Below are 21,724 nucleotides of genomic sequence, written 5' to 3'. Positions count from 1 at the left end.
TCACCACCGAGGAAGCGCTCCGTCGGCGGACAGAGCGTGCGCGTCCACCTTCGGGCAGCGACGGCTGCCGTTCAAGGACGAACGCGCGGGAACGGGGAGCGAGACCGTCGTCACGCCCGGCACACCTAAATCGCTCCCATCCGCATCGATCCGCATGAACGAAATCGACATCGACGCGCGCGTCACGCCGGAGCGAACCGTCATCGACGTGAGCGGTACCCGGGACGTCGCCATCGTCGTCCGGTCCGAACGCGGCGAGCGGATCTATCTCCCGCCGACCGGATTCGACGAATCCGTGGCGTCCCCGTACGCGTCGCCGTACCGCGGGTCTACCGGCGTCGACGGCGAAGACAGTCCGTACGGCGGTGGCGGCTCTGACAGCACCCGCGGCGTGGTCGCGACCGCGGACGGGTTCCGAATCTCACACCCCGAGGCGGCCACGGAGTTCGACGTGTTTCGAGGAGAAGCCGAAAAAGCCGACTAGGAGCGTTCGAGGGTCGAGCAGATGCGGGATCGGTTCAACCGGACCGGATCGAACCTACTGGACCGGATCGAACCTACTGGACCGGATCGAACCTACCGGACCGAATCGAACCTACAAACCGGACTACGCGACCGCTTCGTACACCGCGAGCGTGTCCTCTGCGACCGCCGACCACTCGCGACGCTCGTACTCCGGCGGGCCCTCGCGGTCGAGCGCGGTGATGAGCCCGTCGACGATCGACTCCGAGTCCGTCTCGACCTCGACGAGACAGCCCTCGGGGAGCACCTCCGCAACGCCGGACCGCGTCGCGACGACCTGCGTCCCGGCCTCCAGCGCCTCGGTGATCGTGATGCCGAACGGCTCCGCGAACGACGGTGAGACGAACGCGTCGGCAGCGGCGTAGTAATCGCCCAGCTCAGCCTCGGGAACGTAGCCGACGAACTCGACGCGAGCGTCGATACCGATCAGCTCGACGAACCGCTTCAGCTGGTCGGTCTGGTGACCGGACCCGCCGACGACGAGGGTGACGTCGCGGCCGCGGAGCTTCTTCATCGCGTAGAGCAGGTGAGAGATCCCTTTCTGATCGGTGTGGCGGCCGACGAAAAAGAGCATCTCGCCGTCGATACCGAGGTTCTCGCGGACGTCCGTTCCGGAGAATTTCGGCGTCGAGAAGCCGTTGTACACGACGCGGGCGTCGGCGTCGTACAGCTCTCGGATGTCCTTGCGGACGATTTCGCTGACGGCAATGTTCGTGTCCGTCGCGTTCGCGAGCCGTCGCTCGGTCTCGACCTCGCGTTTCGGGGGATCGATGTTGCGGTCGCTCGCCAGCGAGTGGAACGAAGACACCCACGTGGCGTCCGACTCGCGGGCCGCCTGTCGTCCCGGCGAGTAGCCGAACCAGTCGTGCGTGTGAACGACGTCGTGGTCGCCGGCGAGCTCGGCGAACCGGTCGCTGAGCCGGTCGACTCGGGCAGCGACGTCCCCCTCGCCCGTCTCGACCGGTTCGAGTCCCGGCTCGTCCTCCGGGGCGAACTCCGCCGGCAACACGAGGGTGGCCTCCACCCCGAGATCGTCGCGGAGCCCCGAGAACAGTTCGCCGACGTGGACGTCGAGCCCTCCGGTGATGTTCGGTGGGTATCCCCATCCCAGCATGAGTACGCTCGGCGGCATGGCTCACAGTTTCGGGAGTCGGCACTTAGGTATGCCCCTCGTTCCCCCGTCGATCGAGCGGAACGGACATCCAAATCGTCGGAGAGCGGGAACCGGGAGAGACTGAACCGAGAGATATCGAAGAAGAACCCCCGACCGTTCAGGCCGCCTGCACGGCGTCACGAAGCGCCGACGTTCGGTCGGTGATCGATCCCGCGGCCTCGGCGAGCACGTCGAGGGGATCGCCGGATTCGGATTTCACCGTCAGCACCGGCTCCGTTTGACCCCCGGACTGCTCGGGATTCATGTCGTAGGTCGCGGCCGCGACGTCGTCCGTCTCCAGCAGGACGCCCTTCAGCACGTTCATGAACGTGTGGTCCTCGCCGGCGATCTCGATGCGGAGTTCCGTGTCGGTCTTCTCGATGACCCGCAGTTCCATGTCCCTCGATTCGCCCGAGGCGCGTTTCAAGCTTTCGTCTCCGGGATATCCGGAGTTGCGGACCGTCCGTGCGCCACGGCAGCCCTTTTAAGCGACGTGGACGCAGGCGGGAGCGTGGAGATCCGACGCCTTCCGACCGACGACGACCTCCATCGGTACGCGGCCGAGCTGTGGCTCCCCTACCACCGCGACCTGGCGGCCGCCGAGACGCGCGAGCAAGACTGCGTCGAGCTTCGGCTCGACGTCGACACGGATGAGTAGTCACCTCTTCGATTCCTTCACGCCTCGCCGTCGTTCCAGTAGGGTTGAAGTACCCGACCGGCAAATTTTGTGGCATGCAGACCCTGCTTTTGAACGCCGACGAGGTCGACGAGAACGCCCGGATGGATCGCGTCATCGACGCGGTTCGCGGTGCCTTCGCGGCCTACGAGCGCGGCGACGCGAAGATGCCGGCGAAGTCGTACATCGACCTCCCCGAGTACAACGGCGACTTCCGTTCCATGCCGGCCTACCTCGACGTCCGCGAGGCGGACACCGCCGAGGAGACGGCGACCGGCGAGGGATGGGACGCCGCGGGGATCAAATGGGTGAACGCGCACCCGGACAACCCCGCCGACCACGACCTTCCGACCGTGATGGGGACGATGATCTACTCCGACCCCGAGACCGCGTTCCCGCTGGCGATCCTCGACGGCACGACGCTCACGATGAAGCGCACGGGCGCGGCCGCCGCGGTCGCCACCGACCACCTCGCGGTCCCCGACGCCACCTCGCTGGGGATCGTCGGCGCGGGCGTCCAGTCGTACACCCAACTGGAGGCCATCGCCGCGGTGCGTGACATCGAGGAGGTCGTGGTGAGCGACCTCGACGCGGAGCGCGTCGCGGACTTCGTCGCGGCGTTCGCGGACCGCTTCGACGTCCGCGCCGGTTCCGTCGCGGAGGCCGGCCACTGCGACGTGCTCTCGACGGTGACGCCCGTGGAGGACCCGATCGTCGGCCCCGACGACGTCGGTGCGCACACCCACGTCAACGCGATGGGCGCGGACGCCGCTGGCAAACACGAACTCGCCGACGACCTCCTGCTGGACGCGACGATCGTCATCGACGACCGCGAGCAGTGCACCCACTCCGGCGAGATCAACGTCCCCTACGCCGCCGGTACCCTCACCGACGAGGACGTCTACGGTGAGATCGGCGAGATCGTCGTGGGTCGGCGCGCCGGCCGGGCCGGTACCGCAAATACGGAAGAAGGCGGCGTCGAGGGCGTCACCGTCTTCGACTCCACCGGCCTCGCGATCCAGGACGTCGCGGCCGCTCGCGTCGTCTACGAGCAGGCCGACGACAACGACAACGGCTACCCCTTCGACCTGCTCGGGCTCGCCGACTGAGCGTCGACGGGCGGGTTTTTGCCCCTCTATCCCTTATGTGGCCCCGTGCAACTCGTCACCGTCGCAGCGCTCGCGGAGAACCGCGCGATAGGCAGGGACGGCGAGGTACCGTGGCCTCACATCGAGGCGGACGTGCGGCAGTACCGCGAGCGCGTCGCGGACTCGCCGGTGATCCTCGGCCGCCGCACCTTCGACTCGATGCGCGAAGATCTCCCCGGCAACCGCCAGATCGTCGTGAGTCGCAGCGTCGATTCGGTTGACGTTCCGACCGCGACCGTTGCCTCGGGCGTCGAGGAGGCGATCGATCTCGCCCGCGAGGTGACGAGCGACGACGGGCGCGACGACGACTCCGTCTACGTCCTCGGCGGCGGAGCGATCTACGAGCTGTTCCAGCCACACGTCGACCGGATGGTCCTCAGCCACGTCGACGGCGACTACGACGGCGACACGTTCTTCCCGGACTGGGACGCCGACGAGTGGACCGTCGAATCCGAGACCCTCCACGACCGATTCACCCTCCGAGAGTGGGTCCGTCGCGGCGACGGATCCTAACCTAGGTCTCGGAGTACATCACTTCGGTTTGGGCCCAGCCACTCCGATTTGAACCCAGTCACTCCGACTCGGGCCGTCCGCCCCGACGCAGCCGCCACTTGAGAACGAGTCCGACGGCCAGCACCGTCGCGGCGGTGACGACCCCGGAGACGAGCGCGCCGCGGGCGCTCGTCGCCCCCGTCGCGAGGGTGGTGACCGACGCGCTCCCGCCGGAGACGGCCGTCGCACCCGCGATCCCGCCGAATCCGAGACAACAGAGGCTCAACAGACCGACGACCGAGAGCGATCCGAAGAGACCGTCTTCGCTCATGGGCTCGTTACTCCTCGTCGCCGTTTTCGTCTCCGTTTCCGTCGCCGCCCTCGTCGGCATCGACCCGTTCCGCGAATCCGAACCGCGGCTTGACGTCCTCGACGAGGACGGTCAGGGTCTCGCCGACCGCGGCGTCGTCGACGAAGAGAGAGTACCCTTCGACGTAGGCGATCCCGTCGCCCTCGTCACCCAGTTCCTCGACGGTCACCTCCAGTCGGTCGCCGGCCGCGACGGGGGCCGTGTTCAACCCCTTGGCGACGAGGTACACCTCCGAGGAGGAGTCGCGCGAAGCCGGCGGTGAGACGGTCCGGAGGTACTCGAACTCCCCGCGGACGTCCTCGCGAAACGCGTCCAGATCCTCGCCCTGGAACACCTTCACGACGAAGTCGCCGCCGGGCGCGAGCAGTTCCTCGGCCACGTCGAACGCCTGCCGCGCGAGGTGGACCGATCGGGCGTGGTCCAAGGCGTACTCGCCGGTCATGTTCGGGGCCATGTCCGAGATGACCACGTCCGCGCCGCGCTCGCCGATCGCCTCGCGTAGGTAGTGGCGGGTTCGCTCTTCGGTCATGTCGCCGCGGAGCGTCTCCACGTCGTGCTCGTCGAAGTCGTCGATGCGCTGGAGGTCGACGCCGACGACGGTTCCCGACTCCCCCACCTCCTCGGCGGCGACCTGCAGCCACCCGCCGGGCGCGGCTCCGAGGTCGACGACGGTGTCGCCGCGCTCGAAGAGGGTCGCCTCCTCGTCGAGCTGTTTCAGCTTGTAGGAGGCCCGGCTCCGATACCCCTGCTGTTTCGATCGGTTGTAGTAGTCGTCTTTGCCGCTCATACGGGTCTCACCGGTCGTGGCGGTGCGACCCCCGTTCGAACCGCGGGCGAACCCCTGGCCGCGGGCGAATCCCTGGCCGTGGGCGAACCCCTGGCCGCGGGCGACCCCTGGGTCGCGAGCGAATTTGCGTTCATATGGGAACGGATGCCGTCGAGCCGGAAAGATACATCGAACGGCGGATCGCCGAGCGGTGACTTCCAGCTGGCGGGTACTCGGCAGCCCAACCGGGACGTGCCGTCGGCCGCGACGCGGCGTGAACGTTCCCGGCAGCGACGCGATGTCCACCTCGACAGCGACGACGCACAAGGGTTTAGCCACGCCCACCCGTCGGAACGCGTCACAGTGTCACGCACCGTACCGACCAATTCCATGGCACCCTCGATCGAGACGACGACCACGACGCGCCACGACGAGGCGGGTGCGTCGTGAGCGACGGAGACGCGAACGCGCCGACGCTTCCGGACTCCCCCGGTGCGGCGGCGAGCGCAGCGCCCGAACCGCCACGCAAAGGCGTCGAGGAGGGACGCGTCGTCCACGCCGTCGGGATCGGTCCCGGAAACACCGAGCTGCTGACTCGGCGTGCGGGTCGGCTGCTCCGGGACGCGGACGTCGTCGTCGGGTTCGAGACGGTGGTCGAGTACGTCGCCGACGAGACTGCGGCGGAACTGATTCCCTGCGGCTACCGCGACGAGCCCGAGGCGCTCGGCCGGTTCGCCGCTCGCGTGGCCGACGGCGCGCGCGGGGTCGCGGTGTTCATGGGCGATCCGAACCACTCCGGCTATCAGTTCCTCGGGAAAGTCGAGGCTGCCATCGACGCGCCGGTCGCGGTCGTCCCCGGGATCTCCTCGGTACAGGTGGCCGCGAGTCGCGCGCGCACACCGCTCGAAGACTCCGTCTTCGAGACCCTGCACGTCAGGGGTGACGTCTCGCGCGCGCTCGACCGTCTCGGTCGGGCCGTCGGCGACCGCCACCTGATCGTGATCCCGCGACCGTACGACTGGATGCCCGAGGACGTCGCGGCCCAACTCGTCGACGCTGGTGCGGGCCTGAGCCTCGACGCGCTCGTCTGCGAGCGATTGACGCACCCCGACGAGCGTCTCACGCGGACCGATCTGGGAACGCTCGCCGACGGTGCCGGCGGTGACGGCCCCGACGACACCGCCTTCTCCGACCTGTCCGTGCTCGTCGTCCGCGCCTGATCCGGGACGGGACCCACGGGAGAGATTCGTCAACTCAGCCGCGTCGGTCGTCAGGATTCGCGCGGTCGTCGCCCTCGCCGACTCGACGGCGACCCCGCAATCGGTCGGACTCGTCAGAACCCACCGCCGGAGCCGCGTCGAACCCGAGATCGGTATAAAAACCTTCCAGTCCCGGGTCGAATTCGGCGATGACGGCGTTGACTCCGGAGTCCCGCTCGGCCCGTCGCACCGCCCGCGCGACGAGCGCGGAGCCGATACCGCGACCGCGACGCGCTCGGCGAACAGCCACGGCGTCGACGTGAAGCCGATGCGGGTCGGGTCGCGTGGGGACCAGCGCGCCGACGACGGCATCCGTCCGCTCGAATCGGGCGACGAGGGCGTCTCCGGCGGCGATCGAGGCGTCGACGGTCTCGGCGTCGGTCTTCAGCATCGCGGCGTCGAGCACGCGGAGGACGTCGAGGCGGTCGTCGGGGGTGGCGGGCCCGATGGCGATCCCTTCGGGTGGCCCTCCGGGAGCGTTCTCCTCGGTCACTCCCGATCGTCCGTCGCGCCGCCCTTGATAAGCCTGAGCAGTTGGACCGTCTCCGCGTCGACGACGCGGTCGCCGGGGACCGGCGAGCCGTCGACGAGGATGGACGCCTCCTGCGGGTGGTAGTCGGCCTCGCGGATCAGGTCGGTGTAGGTGGCGTCGTCGGGAAGGTCGTACTCCGCTGTCCCCTCGCCGACGACCTCGACGGTTACACGCATCAAGGACCTATCCGTCCAGTTCCTCGCGGAGCAGCCCGTTCACCTGTCCGGGGTCGGCGCTCCCGCCGGTAGCCTGCATCACCTGCCCGACGAGGAAGTTGATCGCGCCCGCGTCGCCGTCGTGATAGTCGTCGACCGCGTCCGGGTTGTCGTCGATCGCGGCTTCGACCGCGGCCTCGACCTCGCCGCTTTCCGCCTTGCCGAGCCCCTCGCGATCGACGACGGCGTCGGGATCTTCACCCTCGTCGAGCATCTCGCGGAGGACTATCTCCTCGGCGTTCTTGACGGTGAGCTCCTCGGCGGCGACCAGTTCGATCAGGCGTTTAAACTCGTCGAGGCGGTCCTCGACGTCCGTGATCTGCATCTCGCGGTAGTTGAGCTCGCCGAGGAGGTTGTCCGCGACCCACGTCGCCGCCAGCTCGGCGTCGAACTCGGTCGCGACGTCCTCGAAGAAGTCGGCGACCGCCTTCGTGGAGGTGAGCTTCGAGGCCGACTCGCGGTCCAGCCCGTACTCCTCGCGGAAGCGCTCCCGTCGAGCGTCGGGCAGCTCCGGGATCGGAATCGTCTCCTTCCAGTCCGCGACCTCCAGCGCGGGAAGGTCGGCCTCTCGGAAGTAGCGGTAGTCCTTCTCGGCCTCCTTCGAGCGCATCGAGACGGTGACGCCGCGCGCCTCGTCCCAGTGCCGGGTCTCCTGTTCGATCTTGCGACCCCGACGGAGCACGTTCTCCTGGCGGGTGACCTCGTACGCCAGCGCCCGCTCCGCGCCCTTGTGACTGGAGATGTTCTTCACCTCGGCGCGGTTCACGTCGGCGAGGGCCTCGTCGGTGATGGTTCCGTCGTCGTCGACGTCCTCCTCGGGGACTAAGGAGACGTTGGCGTCGACGCGCAGGCTCCCGTCGCGGGTCGGGTCGAAGACGCCGAGATATTCGAGGACCTCCTCTAACTTCGCGAGGAACGCCCGGGTCTCCGCGGGCGAGCGGAAGTCCGGCTCCGTGACGATCTCCATCAAGGGGGTCCCGGCGCGGTTGTAGTTCACGAGGGTGTGCGTCGCCGACTCGATGGAGCCGCCGGCGTGCTGGAGGCTGCCGGGGTCCTCTTCGAGGTGCGCACGGGTGATCCCGATGCTGCGAGGCTCGTCGTCGACGCGGACCTCGAGCTCGCCGGACTGGCAGATCGGTGCGTCGTACTGGGTGAGCTGGAAGTTCTTCGGCAGGTCGGGGTAGTAGTAGTTCTTCCGATGAAACGTCGTCGTCTCGGGGATGTCGGCGTCGATCGCCTTGCCGATCTTGACGGCGGCCTCGACGGCGGCCTCGTTGAGGACCGGCAGCGCGCCCGGTAGCCCGAGGCAGGTCGGGCACGTTCGCGTGTTTGGTTCCTCGTCCTCGGCGGCGTCCGTCGAGCAGCCGCAGAAGACCTTCGTGTCGGTTTCGAGCTGGACGTGGACCTCCAGCCCGATCACGACCGTCCGCTCCTCCGTCGCGGCCTGAGTGCTCATTACCGACCCGTTGCGTGCGGGCCACCTAAATCGTGTCGGGACCGATACGGTGTGTGCTGATGTTTGATCGCCTCGACTTTGGAGAGTCGAGTTCGTGGCTCTGATTTATAAGCGATTGATTAGCGGTCGGACGTGGGCGTCTCCGAAGTCTCAGCTGATATCTTATAAATGACCAACCGCTGTGCGGAGAACACTCACAACGCCCCAGTCACGAGGACGGCGCGCGCTCGCTGCGCTCCTCGTCACTCGTGTTACTCGTTCCTGCGGTGCTTACGTCGCCTGCGCCGTCCTCGCGACTGCCCCTTTGAATCCCACCCCGCACCGTACCACCGGAAGACGATCGCCTCGCTCCGCTCGGCGCTGCGACTTCCGTACTCCCGCTCGCCCTACTCGCGGGACCGCACCCGCACCTCACGCCTCCCCAGCCTCGCGGTTCGCGCTCTGCGAGCGCTCACCGCGTCCCTCGCGGGCTCCTCGCGGCCGCTTATAAGCGGCCGCTCGGAGGCGCGCCACCGCGGTGTTTCTGTGTGGGTCACAGCGTGGTTCTCACTGTGGTCGTCTCCGTTCGGGAACGTTGCTAAACCCTTATGAGCGCGCGGGTGGGAGGAACGGGCGTATGAGCGATCTCCCGGACGACTTCGACTGCACCCTCACCAACTGGGAGTACATCTACGGGCTCTGTCGCAACGTCTCGAACGCGGTGAAACGGGCCGACTTCGAGCCGGACGTGGTCGTCGCGCTGGCGCGCGGCGGCTGGTTCGCGGGGCGGTGTATCTGCGACTTCCTCGGGCTCAACGACCTGACGAGTCTCAAGATGGAACACTACGTCGGGGCCGCGCAGAAGAGCGGCGAGCCGCAGATCCGGTACCCGATGCCCGAGGGGAGCGTGGAGGGGAAGAACGTCCTGATCATCGACGACATCGCCGACACGGGCGGCTCGATCCGCCGGGCCGAGGAGTACGTCGAGGACCGAAATCCCGGCGAGGTCCGCACCGCCACGCTCCAGCTGCTCGGCACCTCCGAGTTCCAGCCGGATTTCGTCGGGGAGCGACTCGAACAGTGGACGTGGGTCGTCTACCCGTGGAACTTCCTCGAAGACATGATCGACCTGACCGAGGGCGCGATGGAGCGCGCGGACCGGAACGCGTTCGACCGCGAGGACCTCCGCCACTACCTGGAGGAGTTCCACAGCATCGGCCGCATCGAGATGGAGGTCGCCCAGCCTGACCGCCTCGACGAAGTGATAGACGAGATGGTCCGCCGCGACGTGATCGAACCCACCGGCGACGACGCTTGGACGCTGACCGGGTAGCCGCCGATGGATCCAGCGGACGCGCGCGATCCGACGATAGACGCCCTCCTCGACGCCTACGCGCTCAAAGACGAGCGGCGCACCGGCTGGCAGCTCCGCGGCGTCGACGACCCCGAATCGGTCGCCGCCCACGCGTGGGGCGTCGCGTACCTCGTGTTGGCGCTCGGCGATCGCTTCCGCGCGGACCTCCCCGACGTCGACCTCGACGGCGCACTCCGGCTCGCCGTCGTTCACGACGTCGCCGAGGCGGAGACGGGCGACGTGGCGACGCGCGCCGACTCGACGGCGGAGACGGTCGATCCGAGCGAGAAGGAGACGATCGAACGCGAGGCGATGCGCGACCTCGCTGGACCGCTGCCGGACCGCGTCCGCGACGCGTGGGAGGCGTACGAGGCCCGCGAGTCGCCCGAGGCGGTGCTCGTCAAGGAGTGTGACCTTCTCGACGTCTGTCTACAGGCGATCGCCTACGAGCGCGCCGAACGGTACGACCCCGTCGACGGCGACCCGGACGCCTTCCGCGAGTACGACGACCTCGACGAGTTCTTCGCGACGACCGAACCGCGGTTGCGAACCGACGCCGGTCGCGCGCTGTTCGAGCGACTCCGCGCCCGATACCGCGACGCCCGCGACGCCGGGGACGCCCGCGACGTCACGGACGCCGGGGATGTCGAGGGGACCCGCAACGGGGAGGACGGCGCGTAGTCGTTCGGGACGCTCGCGCCGCGGAGGACGCGAGGAAGTTGTGCAGCTGATCGTCGGAGCGTTGTTCAGCGATCGTCGGAGCGCAGACAGGAGCGCGGAGCGGAGTGCAGACAGGAGCGCGGAGCGCAGTGCAGACCGGAATGCGGAGCGGAGTGCAGGGAGACGGCGTTCGCGCGGGCGGTCCGAGCGATAGCTGAAGGGAGAGGTATTCGACACTTGTCGAACCCAGAAATAGACGACTGTAGGCCCTCTACCGCCGGATCAGCGCGAACAGATAGCAAGAACGTTAATGCCTGAGTCCGTTTCGGCGAGTGAGAGCTTTCACCACGCATGTCCGAGCACACTGATCTGATCATCGTCGGCGGGGGTATCAGCGGGGCGTCGCTGCTGTACACGGTGGCGAAGTTCACCGACGTGGACGACGTGACCCTGATAGAGAAGGAACGGGAGATCGCAGCGATAAACTCCGACCGGACGAACAACTCCCAGACGCTCCATTTCGGGGACATCGAGACGAACTACACCTTAGAGAAGGCGGAAGAGGTCAAGGAGGGGGCCGAGCTGCTCGCCGGCTACCTCGAAGGCAACGATCCCGAGCGGGAGATGCACAGCAAGCGGAGCAAGATGGTGCTCGGCGTCGGCGACGAGGAGACCGGCAAACTGGAGAAGCGATACCACGACGAGGGGTTCGGCGACCTCTTCCCGAAGCTGCGGGAGATCGGTCGCGAGGAGATCCGGGAACTCGAACCGAAGGTCGTCGAGGGACGCGATCCGAGCACGGCCCTCAAGGCGCTCCAGACGCCGGACGGGTACGTCGTCGACTACGGCGCGGTCGCCAATTCCTTCGTCGACGCCGCCCGCGAGGAGGACGGCGTCTCGGTTCACCTCGGGACCGCGGTGACGAACGTCGACGAGGAGCGCGACGGGTTCACCGTGGAAACCGACGACGGCGACTTCGAGGCCGACGCCGTGGTCGTCGCCGCCGGGTCACACAGCCTCCAGTTCGCGAAGGAAATGGGGTACGGCGAGAACAAGTCGTTGCTGCCGGTCGCGGGGAGTTTCTTCCTCGCCGACGACCTGCTGAACGGGAAGGTGTACACCCTCCAGATGAAGAAACTCCCGTTCGCGGCGGTCCACGGCGACGCCGACGTACACGACGACACCGTCACCCGGTTCGGCCCGACCGCGAAGGTCGTCCCCGCCCTCGAACGCGGAGATATCTCCACCGTGAGCGACTTCGCGGACGTGTTCGGCTTGAACCTCGCGTCGTTCCTGAGCTACGCCAACGTCCTCTCGGACCGCATTCTGTTCCCGTACGTCGTGCGGAACCTCGTGTACGACATTCCCGAATTCGGTAAGCGAGCCTTCCTCCCGAACGTCCAGAAGGTCGTGCCGACCGTCGAGGCCGGCGACATCGAGCGTGCGAAGGGGTACGGCGGCGTGCGCCCGCAGATCGTCGACACGGAGAACAAGGAGCTCGACATGGGCGAAGCGAAGATCACCGGCGACGGTATCCTGTTCAACATCACGCCCTCCCCCGGTGCGTCGACCGCACTGAAAAACGCGATGACCGACGTGCGGATCGTCCTCGACTTCTTCGACGAGGACCGCGAGTTCGACGAGGACGCCTTCCGCGACGCGACGATCGAGAACTTCCCGCGGCTCGACGACGAGAAATCGGAATCACCTTCCGCTACCGAGACCGACGACTCGCGCACCGACGACGATCCGATCGCCGCCGAAGCCGACGACTGACTCCGAGCGCCCCGATTCTCCCGATTCTATCCGAGGTTCGTGCCGCGAGCGATATCGGTAAGTAGTGCCGTGATGACGGACAGACAATGACCACGGACGCCGCCGAACCGCCCGCCGCCGACCGTTCTGACTCACCGCTGGTCGACCGTTGGATCGCGCTCGACCGCGGATGGCAAGCGCTCGCGCTCGGACTGGGTATCGTCGTCGTTCACGTCGCCGGGCAAACCGCGGCCGCCTTCCTCTGATGGGCGTCGTCGCCGCCGTTCGACCGTACGTTCCGGGTCTCGCGCTGCTCGCTGCCGGGGCGCTCCTAGCCACTCTCGTCGCCGGCGCGGTGGACGGGCTCCAGCCGCTCGTCGTCGCCGTCGGCGTCGGCGCGATCGTCGGTAACACGGTCGGCACGCCCGCGGCCGCCGAGCCGGGTGCCGGCGTCGACACGCTGTTTTTGGAGACCGGAATCGTCCTGCTCGGCGCGGCGGTCGTCGTCGAGGAATTCCTCGCCGCCGGGCCGACCGTCCTCGGCCTCGTCGTCGTCGCGGTCGGCGGCGGGCTGCTCCTCGCCGAGCTGATCGCGCGGGTCATCTTTCGTCTCGACGGGACCACGCCCTCACTCTTGGCCGCGGGCGCGAGCATCTGCGGCGTCTCCGCCGTCGTCGCGATCGGGCGCGTGCTCGACGCGCGGGGATCTGCTATCACCTTCGCGGCGGCGACCGTGCTCCTCTTCGACGCCGTCACGCTCGTCGCGTTCCCGCTCGCCGGCGAGTGGCTCGATTTGACGGGTCGCCAGTTCGGCGTCTGGGCCGGCGTGAGCATGTTCTCGACCGGCCCCGTGGCGGCCGCGGGATTCGCGCACTCGCCCGAGGCAGGCCAGTGGGCGACCGTGACGAAGCTCGCGCGCAACTCGCTTCTCGGGGGCGTCGCGATCGTCTACTCGCTCACCTACGCCGCGCGGTCGGCGACGGATCCCGGCGTGCGTCGGCTGTGGTCGGAGTTCCCGAAGTTCCTCCTCGGGTTCCTCGTGGTCGCCGCGATTGCCAACAGCGGACTGCTCTCGCCGGCCGCGCTCGACTCGATCGGACGAGTCTCGGACGCGCTGTTCACGCTGGCGTTCGTCGGGCTCGGGCTCTCGATCCGGATTCGGGAGATGCGCGAGGTCGGCGGCGCGGCCGTCGCCGCCGTGCTCGTCCATCTGCTCGTCGTGAGCGCGCTGGCGCTGGCGGCGGTGCGGTGGCTGCTGTAACGCAGTTCATTTCTTATAAGTAGCGAGCGGGCGCACTCTGGGTATGAGCACCATCGGGTTCATCGGCGGCAGCGGAATCTACGAGGCGTTGCCATTGAACGACGTGCGCGAGGTCGAGTACGACACGCCATACGGCGAGCCGAGCGACGCGATCACGATCGGCGAGTTCGCGGACACCGGGAAAGAGATCGCGTTCCTCCCGCGGCACGGCTCGAACCACGGCGTCTCGCCGACGGACCTCCCGTACCGCGCGAACATGTACGCCTTGAAAAAGGCTGGCGTCACCCACGTCTTCGCGTCGAACGCGGTCGGCAGTCTCAAAGCGGAACTGGAGCCCGGCACGCTCGTCGTCCCCGATCAGATCTACGACCGGACGAAACACCGCGACCTCTCGTTTTACGGTGACGGCGTCGTCGTCCACCAGCCGTTCGCGGACCCGTACAGCCCCGAGCTGGTCGATCACCTCACCGACGCCGCGGAGTCCGCCGCGCCCGCCGACACCGATGTCGTGAAGGGCGGCACGTACGTCTGCATCGAGGGGCCGCAGTACTCGACGCGCGCGGAGTCGGAGTTCTACAAGAGCCAGGGGTGGGACCTCGTCGGCATGACCGCGATCCCCGAGGCGAAGCTCGCCCGCGAGGCCGAGATCGCGTACGCGACGATCGCCGGCGTCACCGACTACGACGTCTGGAAGGAAGATAGCGAGGTGACGCTCGCGGAAGTCCTCGAAAACGCCGAGACGAACCAGAAAGCCATCGAGGCCGCCGTCGAGGAGGCGGTGCGGACGCTCCCCGACGACCTCGCGTGCGACGCGCACACCTCCCTCGACGGCACCGTCAACACGCCCACCGAGGCGATTCCCACAGCCACCCGCGAGCGCGTCGAGCCGCTCCTCGGCGACTACTTATAAATAAGTGTGCGGTGCGGTGGCGTCACCGGCGCTCCCCGCCGGCGACTGGAGCGTTGGAGGTGTTTACCGAGCCAGCAACGCTTTATAAGCGATCAACGCCGGATACACAACAGCTCACCGCGCCGGCAACGACCGATACACAACCGGCACCAACACCACTCACGTGAAATTGCAATTTTAGTTGGCGAAAGCCCACCAAACGGTAATTACCCAGCCGACCGGACACATTGCACATGGACGACAACGACCCGAAACCGGATAATCCACTTTCGCCGTATTATCCCTCGGAAGTGCCCGATATTCCGGGCGATGGTCGCACATGGTTCGCTATTCTTCTAACCCTCATACTGATATTTGGGACATTTTACTGGGCCGTCTCCATTTTCATCTGACGATGTTCGAATACTAACGCCGAGGCACGGTTCCCGTGTGAAATACGCACTCTTCAGCGATAAGCTGATTCTAGTGAGAATGTATCTGAAGGTAGGATTTCACCGAAGCCCAAGAGGCAGCCTTCAGCGAACGGCGGTTTCAGGCGCAAATCTCTCTGCAGAACGGGTTCGAACGGAGCAAAGCGAGTGAGTGCGGCGCTTCGGGTGGTGCCTGTATCGACGACAGCGACGATTGATACGTGTGCGGTCGTCACGGTGCAAAGTGCCGTCACGCAAACGGCCACGTATACATGAGATATTACGACGTTGAACGCCCCTCTAATCGTCGAACACGTCGAAGGTGAACGCTTGGCCTTCCTCCCGCATCAACCGCTCGGACCCGTCGTGCTCGTGTAACGCACCGGATTCCATCGAATCGTGAACCCGCTCGATCGCGTCGGGCGTCACCTTCTCCGTCACCTCGAACGTCGTCACGGGACTCACGACGCCCCACAGCGCGCCGATCGAATGCGCGAGGAAGGCGATGGGCGTCAACACGATGTATACGGGCCACGTGAGCGGGTGTTTGTCGTATCCGACGGCACCGACCAGGGTGTAGACGAAGAGGATCCCGAACAGCGCCAGCGACGCGGTCCGGTACTACTCCGCTCCCGGCGCAGTGCCCGGGAAGACCGCTGCGGCGAGCACGAGCAGCGGCACCAGCGGCGAGAACGCCCACGCGACGATCCGCGTGTAATACAGCGGCCGATACGCGAACGAGTGCAAATCACCACTGACCGTGCGTTTCAGTCCGCGATCGCTTCCGATTCGCCGGTCATCGCGGACGGATCTTTCACCCATAGATCGCCGAACAGGTCGTCCTGCTGGAGCCGCACAGACCCGCGGTGAGCCATGAACAGCAGCGCGAGGTACGTCATGAACGGCCGGCCGCCGGCGCTCTCGATCTCCGCGAACAGCACCTCCGTCCGCCCGCGGTCGAAGTGGGTCCGGAGGACGTGGTCGATCTCCACTATCACCTCCTCGATGTCCTCGTCGTGGGTGCGGTCGGTCGCCTCGCCGGCGGTCGGCTCGCCGTCCCGGCGGAACTCGTCGCCGGTGTGGTAATCGAGCGTCTGCGTGCCGCGCGCGTAGCCGCTCGGCGAGTCGGAGGTGTCGTACCGCCGCGAGTCCTTCCACCACGAACCGCGCTCAGCCTCGCGGAGCTCCCGAACGAGTTCGTCGAGCGTCTCCGGGGAGCCGCGCGTGCTCTTCCGGTCAAGCCGCCTGTCCATCTCGGCCTCCAGCTCGTCGACCGGGTCGAAGCCGCCGTCGGCGGGGTCCGGCGCGCCGCCCTCCATCGCGAGCTCCCACGGCTCGGGCTCCGGCTCCTCGTCGTCATCGTCGTCGGCCAACATTCCGTCGCTTTTCATCCGGAGCAGGACGCTGGCGTAAAAGAGCGCCCGTCCGGTCGTCCGGAGGTCCGTCTCGTCGAGCTTCGAGAGGAACGCGTCGGTCACCTGCACGATGTCGATGTCCCACGGCTCGATCTCGCCCTCCTCGGCGAGCTGAACGAGAAGTTCGACGGGCTCGACTTCATCGTCGTCCGCGTCGCGGTCTCCCGATGCTTCGGCGTCGCCTGCCGCGCTGTCCGCTTGCCCGTCGGCGGCAAATCCGTCGACGCCGCCGTCGCGCTCGCTCGTCAGGTCGAGGTCCGGGACGCCGTCACCGCCTTCAGGGGCGCTTCCCCCTCCGCCGACAGACTCCGGCGGCTCAGTCATCCGCGGTCACCTCCCCCTCGTCCTCTCCGTCCTCCCCGAACTGCATCCCGGTCACCGCCGAGAGGTTGTCTCCCTGCATCGTGACGCCGATGGCGCGGTCGGATCGTTCCAACAGCGCGGAGCGGTGACCGACGACGACGAACTGCGCCTCGGCGGCCAGCTCCTCGATCATCTCGCCGACGCGCTCCGCGTTGACCGCGTCGAGGAACGCGTCGATCTCGTCGAGCGCGTAGAACGGGGCGGGGTTGTGCCGCTGGATCGCGAAGATGAACGAAAGGGCGGTCAGCGACTTCTCGCCGCCGCTCATCGCGTCGAGCCGCTGGACCGGCTTGTCCGCCGGCTGCGCCTTCATCGTCAGTCCCTCCTCGAAGGGGTCCTCGGGGTTCTCCAGGAGGAGTTCGCCGCTGCCGGCCGAGAGCCGCGCGAAGATGTCCTCGAAGTGCTCGTTGATCGACTCGAAGGTTTCCATGAACGTCTCCTTCTTTGCCGCCTCGTACCCCTCGATGCGCTCCTCGATCGCGTCGCGCTCCTCGACGAGCACGTCGCGGCGCTCCTGGAGCGTTTCGAGCGCCTCCTGGACCTCGTCGTACTCGTCGATCGCGAGCATGTTCACGGGCTCTAACGCCTCCATTTCCGCCTCCAGCTCCTCGATCCGCGACTCGACTTCGTCGAGGTCGGGGATTTCCTCGGCGTCGTACTCGCCCACCTGCGACTCCAGCTCGTCGATCTCCCAGTCGAGCCGGTCTCGACGGTCGGTCAGGTCTTCGAGGTCCGACTCCGCCGCCGAAACGAGCGACCGCTGTTCGTCGCGCTCGCGGGTCGCTTCGGTGATCTCCTCGCGGAGATCCTCGCGATCGGCTTTCAGTTCGGCGAGCTCCTCCTCCAAGTCGGCGATGGACTCGCGCTTCTCCGCCAGCGTCTCCTCCTTCTCGTCGATCGCCGCCTCGTGGTCGGCGATCGCTTCCTCGGCGTCGGCCTTCCGATTCTGGGCCTCCTCGACGGTGTCGTGAAGATCGTCGACCGCTTCCTCGGCGTACCCTTTCTCCAGTTCCAGCTCGCTGCGCCGGCCGTCGAGCGAACTCATGCGGTCTTCCAGCTCCGAGATCTCCCCGCGGATCTCGTCGGCGCGCTCGGAGAGCTCCGGGATCTTCGAATCGGCCAACTCTGTCTCGATATCGTCGATCTCGCCGTCGAGCTCGTCGATCTCGCCGTCGAGCTCGTCGATCTCGCCGTCGATATCGCTCATCTCCTCGTCGACCGACTCGCGCTCCGCCTCCAGCTCCGCCAGCTCCGCCTCCAGCTCCTCGATGCGGTCCTCGGCGTCCGACAGGTCGTCCTCAGCACGCTCGACATCCGTCTCCAGCGAGCGGACGCGCTCCGCGGCGTCGGCCTTCCGGTCGCGGGCGTCGTCGATGTCGCTTTCGAGGTCGTCGATCTCGGCCTGTAAGGACTGCCGTTCGTCCTCCAACTCCGAGATGTCGGTCGCGAGCCGTTCGAGCTTCCCGCCCCCAGATTTGGTGAACGCGTACCGGGAACCGCCGCCGGAGCCGCCCGTCATCGCGCCGGACTTCTCGACGAGGTCGCCGTCGAGGGTGACCATACGGTAGTCGCCCATCAGATCGCGGGCGGTCGCCATGTCTTCGACGACGAGGGTAGAGCCGAGCACGTACGAGAAGATCGACTCGTACCGAGAGTCGTACTCCACGAGGTTCCGCGCGAAGTCGACGACGCCCGGCATCGAGGGCTTTCGCGGGAGGCTCCGATCGTCCATCTTCGTGATGGGAAGGAACGTCGCCCGCCCCGCGTTGCGCCGCTTGAGGTAGTCGATACACGTCGATCCGACGCCGTCGTCGTCGACGACGACGTTCGCGAGCCGCCCGCCGGCGGCCGTCTCGCAGGCCTCGGCGTACTCCGCGTCGACCGATCCGAGCTCGCCGACCGCGCCGTGGACCCCGTCGATACCGCCGTTTTTCACCTCGGTCACCGCGCGCGGCCACGAGGTGTCTCCGCGCTGGTCGGCGGCGGCCTCCAGCTTCGCGTACTCGTTCTGCTTCTCGCGGAGGTCCGCCTCGACCGACTCCAACCGCTCGCTCTCCTCGGCCTTCTCGGCGAACAGGTCGGCGACTGCGTCCTCGATCGTCTCCTCGTTTTTCTCCGCCTTGTCGAGCTCGCTGTGCAGTTCGGAGATGCGCGCGTTGTGCTCCGGGAGCGACTCGCGAGCCTCCTCCAGCTCCGTCCTCGCCTCGCTCACCGCGTTCGAGCGGCGACGCGCCTCGTCGAGCAGGCGGTCCTTCTCGCGTTGTAGCTCGTTTTTCTCTCCGCGGAGCGACTCGATCGCCTCCTTTTTCTCCGACAGCTCCGCCTTCAGCTCGTCGAACTCGGTGTCGGCCCCTTCGATCTCGCCCTCCACGTCGGCAAGCTCGGAGCGTTTCGTCGCGATCTCGGATTTGACGGAGGCCTTCTCGACTTTCACCTCGCGGATCTCGGCGTCCAACTCCTCGATCGTCTCCTCCTTCCGGTCGATCTGGACGAACGCGTCGCGCCGCTCGGTCTCGGCCTCCGCGGCGCGCTCCTCGGCTGCCTCGATCTTGTCTTCCAGCCGGGAGATCTCGCCTTTCACCTCTTCGATCTCCGAGCGGATCTCGATCTGCTCGTCCTCGCCTTTCGTCTCGATCTCGTGGTTGAGGTCCGCGAGGTCCTCCTCCAAGCGGGTGAGCTTCCCCTGTCTGGCGTCGAGTTCCGACCGAAGTTCCTCGAGGTCAGACTCCGACTCGTCGATGTCGTCCTCGACGCTCGCGAGCAACTCCCGCTTCTCCTCCAGTTCGGAGGCCTTGAGGAAGCCGCGGTACTCCTCCAGCTCGTCGCGGTACTCCTGGTACTGCAGCGCGGTCTCGCGCTCGTCCGACAGCCGGTCGAGCCGATCCCGCTTCTCGCCGACTCGGAGGTCCGCCTCGCCGATCCGGTCCTCGACGGTCTCCAGCTCCTCGTAGGCCGCCTCCTTCTTCTCGTCGAACTCGGCGACACCCGCGATCTCGTCGACGATCCCCCGGCGCTGGTAGGGGGTCATGTTGATGATCTCCGTGACGTCGCCCTGCATCACGACGTTGTATCCCTCCGGGGTGACGCCGGCGGCCGCGAGGAGGTCCTGCACGTCCGAGAGGTTCACCGAGCGCCCGTTGAGGTAGTAGTACGAGTAGTAGTTCTCCTCGGTCTCCTTGACGCGCCGTTTGATCGTGATCTCCGAGACGTCTCCGACGTTCTCCGTGCCGGCGGCGGAGACGACCTGCGACCGATCGAGCGTCCCGTCCGCGTTCGACAGCACCACCGTCACCGAGGCCTCCTTCGGTCCGCCGGCGTTCTCGCCGCCGTCGTGACCCGGGTTGTAGATGAGGTCCGTGAGCTTCGTGGCCCTGATCCCGCGGGTACGCGCCAGTCCAAGCGCGAAGAGGACCCCGTCGATAATGTTCGACTTCCCGGAGCCGTTCGGTCCCGTGACGACCGTGAAGTCGTCGTAAAAGGGGATCCTCGTCGTCCGTCCGAAGCTCTTGAACCCGTCTAAAACGACTTCAGTGATGTGCATGTGTCACGGAGGTACGGAGTCGGCTACGCGACGATGATATCGCTGTCCGACTCCTCTTCGTCGCCCTCCGCTTCCGACTCCGTGGCCTTAGCGGCTTCGGCATCCGGTGTCGTCGCCTCCTGCTCGGGGACGATGACCTCGTCCCCGTCGGCGTCTCCAGCCTCGTCGGCGTCTCCAGCCTCGTCGGCGTCTCCAGCCTCGTCCCCGTCGGACGCGCCGTCGGTCCGCTCGACGACCTCGACGTGATCGTCGGAGTGGGTCCGTCGCTCGCCGCCGGATTGGGCCGGCGCGGACGGCTCTTCGGTATCCTGGTCCTCGGCAGTCCGGTCCCCGGCGGCTCGCTCGTTCGGCGTCGACGCGTCGGCCGACTCCGATTCGATGGCCACTTCCTGTGCGTCTTCGACCTGTCGGACGCGCTCTTTCATCTCCACGAGCTCTTCGGTGAGTCCGTTGACCGCCGCCTGTAACTCCGCGACCTGCCGTTCGAGATCCTCGACGCGGTTACTCATATACACACGTATGCCCACGCGGGCCGTATAAATCTGCGTCAGACACACGCGTGATCACGCATCATGATCCGCGTTCACAATGAACGTCCTGGCCGGCCGACGGGCGAAACGACCGCTGCCGGACGTTTCGAGGGCCTGAGGGGCGGACGTCGCGAGCCGGGATGGGGGAAGATACTTGTACTGTGGGTTTATACCACAGGGGTATGAGCAAGATCACCTTCCGAGCCGACGACAACCTCGTCGAACGGCTGGAAGCGTGTGACGCCTCCAAAAGCGAGGTGATGCGGAAGGCGCTCCGGACCCACCTCGACAGAGTCGGCGATACGCCGGGCGAGCCAGGTGCATCGAACGCGGCGGTCGACGACGCGTTGACCGACCGAGTCGACGATCTCATCGACGACAGGCTCGACGCTGCGCTCGCCGACCGACTCGGCGATCGATCGGTCCGGTCGGGATCCGCGTACACGCCCGGGTCCCCCGGCGAGATCAACGTAAACGTCTCTCTCGACGGCCCGTCCAGCGGTTCGAGCGACGCGGACGAACCCGTCGTGACGCGTGAGACGGCGACCGACGCGGACGCGCCGACACGTAAGACGCGATCCGAGTCGGAGATGCAAACGCGCGCGAGCTCGTGTGGGGGATGCGGTGAAACTGTCCCCGAAAGACACGTGTACTGCCCGAACTGCGGTGAAAAGCGGTCGCATAGAGCGTTCTGCGAATGCGGGGACGAGCTCCGAACCGACTGGGCGTTCTGCCCGGGGTGCGGTCGCCGAACCCCGGCGGCGGACGTGTTGAACGATCGATAACTCGTGGTATGGTGCCCGTATACGTCCGAAATAAGCCGTTTTCGGGATTTGTCTTACATTGGCCGGTAGTTTTATAATGGTAGCCTTGGTGACTTCAATTGCGTAAGACGGTCGTCTTACAGCGGCCGTCCGCGGCGGGGATCTCTCCGTCGTCGGGCGATTCGTCGCTGTA

24 protein-coding genes and 1 pseudogene are annotated in these 21,724 nt (G+C 66.8%); 13 read left to right on the top strand and 12 right to left on the bottom strand.

Features of this window, described 5'->3' with window-relative positions:
- Positions 1–154 precede the first annotated feature (154 nt).
- Positions 155–484 carry a DUF7510 family protein gene (locus ACFQEY_RS02145; protein ID WP_379764339.1) on the top strand — a complete coding sequence of 110 codons (330 nt, stop codon included), beginning with the start codon at positions 155–157 and terminating at the stop codon, positions 482–484.
- A 123-nt stretch (positions 485–607) separates the two neighbouring features.
- Here the strand turns inward: ACFQEY_RS02145 and ACFQEY_RS02140 are convergent, their stop codons facing one another.
- Together ACFQEY_RS02140 and ACFQEY_RS02135 are read right to left on the bottom strand one after the other, a co-directional pair.
- A complete protein-coding gene (locus ACFQEY_RS02140; protein WP_379765087.1) occupies positions 608–1,636 on the bottom strand; it encodes a glycosyltransferase family 4 protein in 1,029 nt (342 codons plus the stop codon).
- Between the two features lie 157 nt (positions 1,637–1,793).
- Positions 1,794–2,072, bottom strand: coding sequence for a DNA-directed RNA polymerase subunit L (locus ACFQEY_RS02135; RefSeq protein ID WP_379764337.1), 279 nt, complete (start codon positions 2,070–2,072; stop codon positions 1,794–1,796).
- A gap of 114 nt (positions 2,073–2,186) precedes the next feature.
- Between ACFQEY_RS02135 and ACFQEY_RS02130 the strand changes: the two are divergent.
- From ACFQEY_RS02130 to ACFQEY_RS02120, 3 genes and pseudogenes are all read left to right on the top strand, one after another.
- Positions 2,187–2,276 (top strand): annotated as a pseudogene (locus ACFQEY_RS02130) (GNAT family N-acetyltransferase); the annotation flags it as partial.
- Between the two features lie 131 nt (positions 2,277–2,407).
- On the top strand, positions 2,408–3,460 hold the full coding sequence (locus ACFQEY_RS02125; protein ID WP_379764335.1) for an ornithine cyclodeaminase family protein: 1,053 nt from the start codon (positions 2,408–2,410) through the stop codon (positions 3,458–3,460).
- Positions 3,461–3,505: 45 nt separating this feature from the next.
- Positions 3,506–4,012 (top strand): dihydrofolate reductase, encoded by a 507-nt coding sequence (locus ACFQEY_RS02120; RefSeq protein ID WP_379764333.1) that lies wholly within the window; start codon positions 3,506–3,508, stop codon positions 4,010–4,012.
- Between the two features lie 58 nt (positions 4,013–4,070).
- Here the strand turns inward: ACFQEY_RS02120 and ACFQEY_RS02115 are convergent, their stop codons facing one another.
- Complete coding sequence (locus ACFQEY_RS02115) at positions 4,071–4,322, bottom strand: hypothetical protein (RefSeq protein WP_379764331.1); 252 nt, start codon at positions 4,320–4,322, stop codon at positions 4,071–4,073.
- A 7-nt stretch (positions 4,323–4,329) separates the two neighbouring features.
- Entirely contained in the window at positions 4,330–5,148 is an 819-nt protein-coding gene (locus ACFQEY_RS02110; RefSeq protein ID WP_379764329.1) for an RlmE family RNA methyltransferase, read from the bottom strand.
- A gap of 425 nt (positions 5,149–5,573) precedes the next feature.
- Here ACFQEY_RS02110 and ACFQEY_RS02105 point away from each other — a divergent pair, with 425 nt between their 5' ends.
- Positions 5,574–6,347 carry a cobalt-precorrin-7 (C(5))-methyltransferase gene (locus ACFQEY_RS02105; RefSeq protein WP_379764327.1) on the top strand — a complete coding sequence of 258 codons (774 nt, stop codon included), beginning with the start codon at positions 5,574–5,576 and terminating at the stop codon, positions 6,345–6,347.
- A gap of 34 nt (positions 6,348–6,381) precedes the next feature.
- Here the strand turns inward: ACFQEY_RS02105 and ACFQEY_RS02100 are convergent, their stop codons facing one another.
- Genes ACFQEY_RS02100 through gatB form a run of 3 tightly spaced genes read right to left on the bottom strand, consistent with a single transcriptional unit; the run spans position 6,382 to position 8,589 of the window.
- Positions 6,382–6,879, bottom strand: a complete 498-nt coding sequence (locus tag ACFQEY_RS02100) for a GNAT family N-acetyltransferase (protein WP_379764325.1) — start codon at positions 6,877–6,879, stop codon at positions 6,382–6,384.
- A complete protein-coding gene (samp2, locus tag ACFQEY_RS02095) occupies positions 6,876–7,094 on the bottom strand; it encodes a ubiquitin-like small modifier protein SAMP2 (protein WP_379764323.1) in 219 nt (72 codons plus the stop codon). Before samp2 ends, ACFQEY_RS02100 begins: the two co-directional genes overlap by 4 nt.
- A 7-nt stretch (positions 7,095–7,101) precedes the next feature.
- On the bottom strand, positions 7,102–8,589 hold the full coding sequence (gatB, locus tag ACFQEY_RS02090) for an Asp-tRNA(Asn)/Glu-tRNA(Gln) amidotransferase subunit GatB (protein WP_379764321.1): 1,488 nt from the start codon (positions 8,587–8,589) through the stop codon (positions 7,102–7,104).
- A gap of 616 nt (positions 8,590–9,205) precedes the next feature.
- On the opposite strand from gatB, the gene ACFQEY_RS02085 reads away from it, so the two are divergent.
- The 7 genes from ACFQEY_RS02085 (at position 9,206) to ACFQEY_RS02055 (ending at position 14,900) form a co-directional block, all read left to right on the top strand.
- On the top strand, positions 9,206–9,901 hold the full coding sequence (locus ACFQEY_RS02085; RefSeq protein ID WP_379764320.1) for a phosphoribosyltransferase: 696 nt from the start codon (positions 9,206–9,208) through the stop codon (positions 9,899–9,901).
- A 6-nt stretch (positions 9,902–9,907) separates the two neighbouring features.
- Positions 9,908–10,603, top strand: a complete 696-nt coding sequence (locus tag ACFQEY_RS02080; RefSeq protein ID WP_379764318.1) for an HD domain-containing protein — start codon at positions 9,908–9,910, stop codon at positions 10,601–10,603.
- 330 nt (positions 10,604–10,933) lie between these two features.
- Positions 10,934–12,358: an FAD-dependent oxidoreductase gene (locus ACFQEY_RS02075; RefSeq protein ID WP_379764316.1), complete on the top strand. Its 1,425-nt coding sequence runs from the start codon at positions 10,934–10,936 to the stop codon at positions 12,356–12,358.
- An 86-nt stretch (positions 12,359–12,444) separates the two neighbouring features.
- Positions 12,445–12,603: a hypothetical protein gene (locus tag ACFQEY_RS02070; RefSeq protein ID WP_379764314.1), complete on the top strand. Its 159-nt coding sequence runs from the start codon at positions 12,445–12,447 to the stop codon at positions 12,601–12,603.
- On the top strand, positions 12,603–13,598 hold the full coding sequence (locus tag ACFQEY_RS02065) for a YeiH family protein (protein ID WP_379764312.1): 996 nt from the start codon (positions 12,603–12,605) through the stop codon (positions 13,596–13,598). Before ACFQEY_RS02070 ends, ACFQEY_RS02065 begins: the two co-directional genes overlap by 1 nt.
- A gap of 43 nt (positions 13,599–13,641) precedes the next feature.
- On the top strand, positions 13,642–14,508 hold the full coding sequence (gene mtnP / locus ACFQEY_RS02060; RefSeq protein WP_379764310.1) for an S-methyl-5'-thioadenosine phosphorylase: 867 nt from the start codon (positions 13,642–13,644) through the stop codon (positions 14,506–14,508).
- 233 nt (positions 14,509–14,741) lie between these two features.
- Entirely contained in the window at positions 14,742–14,900 is a 159-nt protein-coding gene (locus tag ACFQEY_RS02055) for a hypothetical protein (protein WP_379764308.1), read from the top strand.
- A gap of 318 nt (positions 14,901–15,218) precedes the next feature.
- Here the strand turns inward: ACFQEY_RS02055 and ACFQEY_RS02050 are convergent, their stop codons facing one another.
- The 5 genes from ACFQEY_RS02050 to ACFQEY_RS02030 form a co-directional block, all read right to left on the bottom strand.
- The gene (locus tag ACFQEY_RS02050; protein ID WP_379764306.1) at positions 15,219–15,437 is read right to left on the bottom strand and encodes a hypothetical protein; all 219 of its coding nucleotides are present in this window, start codon (positions 15,435–15,437) and stop codon (positions 15,219–15,221) included.
- 102 nt (positions 15,438–15,539) lie between these two features.
- Positions 15,540–15,665 carry a hypothetical protein gene (locus tag ACFQEY_RS02045; RefSeq protein WP_379764304.1) on the bottom strand — a complete coding sequence of 42 codons (126 nt, stop codon included), beginning with the start codon at positions 15,663–15,665 and terminating at the stop codon, positions 15,540–15,542.
- 20 nt (positions 15,666–15,685) lie between these two features.
- On the bottom strand, positions 15,686–16,657 hold the full coding sequence (locus ACFQEY_RS02040; protein ID WP_379764302.1) for a segregation/condensation protein A: 972 nt from the start codon (positions 16,655–16,657) through the stop codon (positions 15,686–15,688).
- Complete coding sequence (gene smc, locus ACFQEY_RS02035) at positions 16,650–20,237, bottom strand: chromosome segregation protein SMC (protein ID WP_379764300.1); 3,588 nt, start codon at positions 20,235–20,237, stop codon at positions 16,650–16,652. The genes ACFQEY_RS02040 and smc overlap by 8 nt, the downstream gene beginning before the upstream one ends.
- Positions 20,238–20,260: 23 nt before the next feature.
- Positions 20,261–20,746 (bottom strand): DUF7518 family protein, encoded by a 486-nt coding sequence (locus tag ACFQEY_RS02030; RefSeq protein WP_379764298.1) that lies wholly within the window; start codon positions 20,744–20,746, stop codon positions 20,261–20,263.
- Between the two features lie 203 nt (positions 20,747–20,949).
- On the opposite strand from ACFQEY_RS02030, the gene ACFQEY_RS02025 reads away from it, so the two are divergent.
- A complete protein-coding gene (locus ACFQEY_RS02025) occupies positions 20,950–21,552 on the top strand; it encodes a double zinc ribbon domain-containing protein (protein WP_379764296.1) in 603 nt (200 codons plus the stop codon).
- The last annotated feature ends 172 nt before the right edge of the window (positions 21,553–21,724 follow it).

This window comes from Halorubrum trueperi (genome assembly GCF_042662525.1).
Lineage (GTDB): Archaea > Halobacteriota > Halobacteria > Halobacteriales > Haloferacaceae > Halorubrum > Halorubrum trueperi.
The sequence above is the reverse complement of the archived record's forward strand: the minus strand, read 5'-3'. Positions and strand labels throughout refer to the sequence as shown.